7 protein-coding genes are annotated in these 4,870 nt (G+C 32.4%); 6 read left to right on the plus strand and 1 reads right to left on the minus strand.

Going from position 1 to position 4,870, the window contains the following annotated elements; all coding sequences use genetic code 11:
• Positions 1 to 41: 41 nt before the first annotated feature.
• From AC1RRU_RS12395 to AC1RRU_RS12420, 6 genes are all read left to right on the plus strand, one after another.
• Positions 42 to 815: a hypothetical protein gene (locus AC1RRU_RS12395; protein ID WP_180537783.1), complete on the plus strand. Its 774-nt coding sequence runs from the start codon at positions 42 to 44 to the stop codon at positions 813 to 815.
• A gap of 248 nt (positions 816 to 1,063) precedes the next feature.
• On the plus strand, positions 1,064 to 1,447 hold the full coding sequence (locus tag AC1RRU_RS12400; RefSeq protein WP_180537784.1) for a plasmid mobilization protein: 384 nt from the start codon (positions 1,064 to 1,066) through the stop codon (positions 1,445 to 1,447).
• A complete protein-coding gene (locus tag AC1RRU_RS12405; RefSeq protein WP_070487720.1) occupies positions 1,429 to 1,638 on the plus strand; it encodes a hypothetical protein in 210 nt (69 codons plus the stop codon). The genes AC1RRU_RS12400 and AC1RRU_RS12405 overlap by 19 nt, the downstream gene beginning before the upstream one ends.
• Positions 1,625 to 2,590 carry a relaxase/mobilization nuclease domain-containing protein gene (locus AC1RRU_RS12410; RefSeq protein WP_180537785.1) on the plus strand — a complete coding sequence of 322 codons (966 nt, stop codon included), beginning with the start codon at positions 1,625 to 1,627 and terminating at the stop codon, positions 2,588 to 2,590. The genes AC1RRU_RS12405 and AC1RRU_RS12410 overlap by 14 nt, the downstream gene beginning before the upstream one ends.
• The gene (locus AC1RRU_RS12415; RefSeq protein ID WP_053038409.1) at positions 2,559 to 3,014 is read left to right on the plus strand and encodes a DUF334 domain-containing protein; all 456 of its coding nucleotides are present in this window, start codon (positions 2,559 to 2,561) and stop codon (positions 3,012 to 3,014) included. Before AC1RRU_RS12410 ends, AC1RRU_RS12415 begins: the two co-directional genes overlap by 32 nt.
• A gap of 542 nt (positions 3,015 to 3,556) precedes the next feature.
• Entirely contained in the window at positions 3,557 to 4,492 is a 936-nt protein-coding gene (locus AC1RRU_RS12420; RefSeq protein ID WP_180546722.1) for a replication initiation factor domain-containing protein, read from the plus strand.
• 44 nt (positions 4,493 to 4,536) lie between these two features.
• Here the strand turns inward: AC1RRU_RS12420 and AC1RRU_RS12425 are convergent, their stop codons facing one another.
• Positions 4,537 to 4,731, minus strand: a complete 195-nt coding sequence (locus AC1RRU_RS12425; RefSeq protein WP_180537782.1) for a hypothetical protein — start codon at positions 4,729 to 4,731, stop codon at positions 4,537 to 4,539.
• Positions 4,732 to 4,870 lie beyond the last annotated feature (139 nt).

Here is a 4,870-nt window from a genome sequence, read left to right on the forward strand (position 1 = left end):
AATATATAATATTGACTTGAAAAAACTAAAGGAGGGGCAATATGAAAAAAATATTATACTCTATAATTATTTTATCTTTAATTCTGACTGTTGCTTTGCCGTATGGTTCAGAAGTTAAAGCAGAAACGAATGGAGATATCCAACAAGATTACAAGAAAACTATGGCTTTAGTGAAAGCAGAAATTGAAAAAGGAAATGCAAGTAGTCCGGAAGATGTACAAGCTTATAAAGATTTTATGCAAAAATATCCGGAAAAAGATATTAATGCATTAATGGAAAAAAATTTAAAAGCTAGTTTAAATGAGGCAAGTCAAGTTACTTCTAAACAAGAATTAGGTAAAAATGATAAAAGTGTTAATCAATTAAGTGATGGATCACTTGTAGTAGCAGAAAGTACTGATAGTGAAGATACAAGCGAAAACACTGGAGGAATAACAACTTACGCTGCTAAAAAGACTAAAAGCGGTAAATCGCATGTAAGTCGTTTTACATATACAGTTTATGGACCACATCCTGTGGCGAAATTAAAAAACACAACTCGTTATAAAGTTTATAAAACAAAGGTCAAAATAACTAGTGTTTCAGCACAGGGTTCTAGTTCATTTTATCCTGCTAAATTAACAAAATTGAAATCTAAAAAGTTAGGTAATAATACGAGAACTGCGTCTGGTATAACTAACTTTAAATATACTGCTGGTTTACCTGGTAAGGAATTTTTAAGAAAGTATCCTTCTGTAACAACAAAAATTAAAATTAAATCTCATAAAGGAAAGACAGTTCGATATTCAGTTACACATAAAACAAGAGGAATATAAGGATAAATTTTAATTATAATTTTGTATGGTTTTGAACTATGAGTGGCTAGCATTTAGCCACTCATTTTTTGCGTTAGCAAAAATATAAGGGGAATGGGGATATCCCCATCAAGCCGGTATTTTCAGAACGAAGTGGCTAGAAAATACGACGCTTGCCAAACCACATAATTACTTGATAAAATCTGGCTTACCCTGTAAGCTAGATTTATATTAAGTAATTTCTTTCGAAGAAAGCGTGGTGGGATTTAATGAGCGAACAAAATAAATTTGTGGCTAGCGATGAAACTGTTGGGAAAAACCATAAACCCAACCGTAAAGAGCCGAAACAAATTAGTTTTCGTGTGAGCGAATCCGAATATTTAAAGTTACAACAATCTGCGGAAACTTTAAATATGAGTGTGCCTGCTTTCGTTAAGAAAAAGGCACAAGGCAGTCGATTGGTCGCACCTAAATTTGATAAAGAAACGCGACAATCGATTGCCAAAGATTTAAGTATGTTGGGGGCAAATGCAAATCAAATCGCTAAATATTGCAATCAACATCAACATGAGGCACCAAATTATGAGGCTTTAGAACGTAATGTGAGAGAACTTCGTGAAAGGCTTGATGATATATGGCAAAGGCTAAATTAAGGATTTTATTGTACGGTATTTGGTATTTTATTGTGTTTTTAATATTAATGGCTATTTTATTCTTAGATTTTGATTTTAGTAACAATTTATGGTTTTTCATACCTTACTTAATTGTTTGTACTTTGGTTGGACCATTAATAAATAAAATAGCACCTAAACAGAAACGAAGTGATGATGATGGCAACAACTAAATTAGGTAATACTAAATCGGCAAGTAGAGCAATCAATTATGCAGAAAAGCGAGCAGAAGAAAAAAGTGGCTTAAATTGTGATGTAGATTATGCTAAATCGGCATTTAAACAAACTAGGGCTTTGTACGGTAAAGAAAATGGTGTTCAAGCACATACGGTAATACAATCTTTTAAACCAGGTGAAGTTACACCAGAACAATGTAATCAATTAGGTTTGGAACTCGCAGAAAAGATTGCACCTAATCATCAAGTAGCAATCTATACACATACAGATAGAGAACATGTACACAATCATATTGTGATTAATTCAATTGACTTAGAAACAGGAAAAAAATACCAAAGTAACAAGCAACAACGAGAACTGGTAAAACGAGAAAACGACAATATATGTCGCTCTCATGGTTTGAGTGTCCCAGAACGAGATACGGCACATTTGAGATATACGCAGGCAGAAAGTGCATTGATAGATAAAGGCAAAACATCATGGAAAGATGAATTGCGAGAACAGATTGAAAATGCAAAAGCTCATACAAGTGATTTTAAGAGCTTTTCAGAGCATTTAGAGAAAGAAGGTATAGAATTTAAGGTAAGGGGTAAAAACGTTTCCTATAAGCCTGAGGACGTCAATAAATGGGTACGTGGTAAAACACTTGGACAAGATTATGATAAGGGGGCGTTAGAACATGAGTTTGAAAGACGAGAAAGAGAAGAAGAACGACAATCAGAACAAGACCCAGTCACAGCGTACACAGAACAATTCGACGTCGACTGGGATGCCGTCGAGCATAACGCAGAGCAACTTAGAAAGACAAGAATTAGACGAACTGAAAAAACAAAACAAGCTCATCATCAAATATCTGGCAGAGATACAAGAGAACCAGAACGCACGAGAGAACGAACAAAAACAACTCAGATCGAATTTGACAGAGGCGACGAAGGATTTTCGAGATAGTGCATTCAAGACACATAATGACTTTACAGATATACTCAAAAAGAAATTAGATAAAGTGGAAACAGATGAATTAGCTAACATCATAGGCAGAGATATTTATAAAGTACGTGATGAAAATAAACGTATGTTGCAAGAAGTTAGAGAATCTCATGAACATTATAAAAAAAGGCAAAATGAGTTATTTAAGGGCATAGGTGCTATGTTGCTAGTCTTTATGTTATTTGCTTTGATTATGACAATTGGTAGTGACTTTATGGCATTTTTACATTTGGACGTATTGCAGAAAGCCATAGCAAGCCAAATAAAAGCGTCTAAGGGCTTTGTAGCATTTCTTTGGTATATTGCTTATGGAATCCCTTATTTAGTTGGTATAGTTGGTTTTATTATCTTGTATGAATGGATAAGAGCAAAGTTTCATGAATAAATAAAAAAACTCTTAATAAGTGTTCTTAACTTATTAAGAGCGTTAACAGAATTAATAACAGAATTGCTAAACTTTTGGGAGTAATTCAGAGAAGGAGTTACAACTCCTATTACTAATTATAGCAAAAGCACGCTATTATGCCGAGAAAACTTATTGGTTGGAATGGGCTATGTGTTAGCTAACTTGATTAGCGTGTTGGGTGGGGTTGATTTGGGATTAATCCCAATGAAACACCAACACAACAACACATAAAGCCCTGTTGGTTCCGACCAATAAGGAAATTGGAATAATGCAACAAAAAGAAAAGACTTAGTCTAAATAGACCAAGCCTTTGCATAGTGTTATATTAATAACAAAATAAAAAAAGAAGTCGCCCTCACTCCCTGACCAAAGTTTGTGAATGCGACTTATCCAAAAGAAAAAACATATTCGGTGTGTTTTATAATTTTTGTATATCTAGATATTAAACGATATTAGTTTATTCTTCAAGATATATATTTGGGTGGGCGACTTCTTAAATTAAATTAAGGAGTTGTTTTTTTATGACTAAAGAAAATCAATCAAATTACTTACAAAATAACGATTTAGATAATTTTTCTAAAACCGGATACTCTAATAGCCGGTTAAGTGGTCAAACTTTGGGAAAATCTCAACCCGAATTAAGTTTTGATGCCATGACAATTGTTGGAAATCTAAACAGAAACAATGCTCAGAAACTGTCTGGATTTATGAGTGTAGAGCCACAAATACGACTTTGGGATATACTTCAAACAAAGTTTAAAGCTAAGGCACTTCAAGAAAAAGTTTATATCGAATATGACAAAGTAAAAGCAGATACTTGGGATAGACGTAATATGCGTGTTGAATTTAATCCCAACAAACTGACACATGAGGAAATGCTTTGGTTAAAACAAAATATTATCGACTACATGGAAGATGACGGTTTTACAAGGTTAGATTTAGCTTTTGATTTTGAAGATGATTTGAGCGATTACTACGCAATGACTGATAAAGCAGTTAAGAAAACTGTTTTTTATGGTCGTAATGGCAAGCCAGAAACAAAATATTTTGGAGTTCGTGATAGCGATAGATTTATTAGAATTTATAATAAGAAACAAGAACGTAAAGATAACGCAGATGTTGATGTTATGTCTGAACATTTATGGCGTGTAGAAGTTGAATTAAAAAGAGATATGGTTGATTACTGGAATGATTGTTTTAATGATTTACATATCTTGAAACCTGCTTGGACTACTTTAGAAAAAATCAATGAGCAAGCTATGGTTTATACTTTGTTGCATGAAGAAAGTATGTGGGGAAAGTTAAGTAAGAATACTAAGACTAAATTTAAAAAATTGATTAGAGAAATATCTCCAGTTGATTTAACAGAATTAATGAAATCGACTTTGAAAGAGAACGAAAAACAATTGCAAAAACAGATTGATTTTTGGCAACGCGAATTTAAATTTTGGAAATGATTTGAGCTCTCCGAATTTAAGGAGAGCTCAAATCATTTCTTATTTCATTTCTTATTTTTATTTTCGTCATTACAACGTTCATTTTTTAATTTAGTAACATCCTTTTCTAATTGCTTAACTTTAGAAAAATGATTTGAAATTAATTTGATAATGTAAACAACCAAAATAACTAAAAGAATATTAAGAATAGTGATTATTGTTGTTCCGATTGAAAAAGTTTCTGCTGCTAACCCAAACATATTTGACCTCCGAGTAATTTTGTAAAATAAATATTATGAATATTATACATTTTAATATAAAGAATATATAATATTGACTTGAAAAAACTAAAGGAGGGGCAATATGAAAAAAATATTATACTCTATAATTATTTTATCT

The sequence above is a fragment of the Staphylococcus sp. GW821-FHT11H10 genome, from assembly GCF_058807855.1.

Bases quoted from the DNA above. Each gene is read 5' to 3' on its own strand.
- AC1RRU_RS12395 (WP_180537783.1), top strand. From the start codon at position 42: ATGAAAAAAATATTATACTCTATAATTATTTTATCTTTAATTCTGACT.
- AC1RRU_RS12410 (WP_180537785.1), top strand. From the start codon at position 1,625: ATGGCAACAACTAAATTAGGTAATACTAAATCGGCAAGTAGAGCAATC.
- AC1RRU_RS12425 (WP_180537782.1), bottom strand. From the start codon at position 4,731: ATGTTTGGGTTAGCAGCAGAAACTTTTTCAATCGGAACAACAATAATC.
- AC1RRU_RS12405 (WP_070487720.1), top strand. From the start codon at position 1,429: ATGGCAAAGGCTAAATTAAGGATTTTATTGTACGGTATTTGGTATTTT.
- AC1RRU_RS12400 (WP_180537784.1), top strand. From the start codon at position 1,064: ATGAGCGAACAAAATAAATTTGTGGCTAGCGATGAAACTGTTGGGAAA.
- AC1RRU_RS12420 (WP_180546722.1), top strand. From the start codon at position 3,557: ATGACTAAAGAAAATCAATCAAATTACTTACAAAATAACGATTTAGAT.